The sequence below is a fragment of the Actinomyces sp. B33 genome (genome assembly GCF_028437565.1).
In the GTDB taxonomy this organism is placed as follows: domain Bacteria; phylum Actinomycetota; class Actinomycetes; order Actinomycetales; family Actinomycetaceae; genus Pauljensenia.
Window position 1 is genome coordinate 1 of record NZ_JAMRYR010000009.1, and the last position, 581, is coordinate 581.

The window sequence follows — 581 nt, forward strand, 5'->3', positions numbered from 1 at the left end:
TGCCGAATACGCCGCCCGCCACTTCCTCGCGCTCACCGAGTATGCATGGAACACCGGCGACACCCAGCCCATGAAGGACTTCAGTTCCCCAGAGTGTCAACTATGTTCCGCAATGGCTCAATCCATAGATGATTTATACATTTCTGGGGGATGGGCAAATGGTCAAAAATATGTAGTCCATAAAGTAGTAAGGGATGAACCGGTCAATCAAGAGGAAATAACTTCGACAACCTATGGAGTCCAATTAAAAATCAGTTCACCTGAGACTCACATATACAGAAACGGGGTTTTAGAGAAGAATCCTCCAGGAAATGAGCTACTCGCACTCTTCATAGTATGGGACGGAGAGGGCTGGCACATTAGTCAAGCAGCGTCAGAAGAAGAATCCAATGAATCCTCAAATCCTTAGAAAGCGGATCGTCTTTATCTTCAGCGTTAGCGCATTATGTTTTATGACATATGCAAACCCGGCATACGCCGACGGGAGTAGCGATGATCGCTTCAATGCGTACGGATCGCATTCAACCGTAAGTGTTTGGGCATCCACTCATGCAGAGGTTTCTTCTGGGGATTCCTCGACC

The 581-nt window shown here is 47.5% G+C and carries 1 protein-coding gene; it reads left to right on the forward strand.

Annotated elements, in window-relative coordinates; genetic code table 11:
* The coding region (locus M3T53_RS09790; protein ID WP_272434345.1) for a DUF6318 family protein at positions 1-409 on the forward strand (409 nt) is incomplete at its 5' end.
* Positions 410-581: the final 172 nt, after the last annotated feature.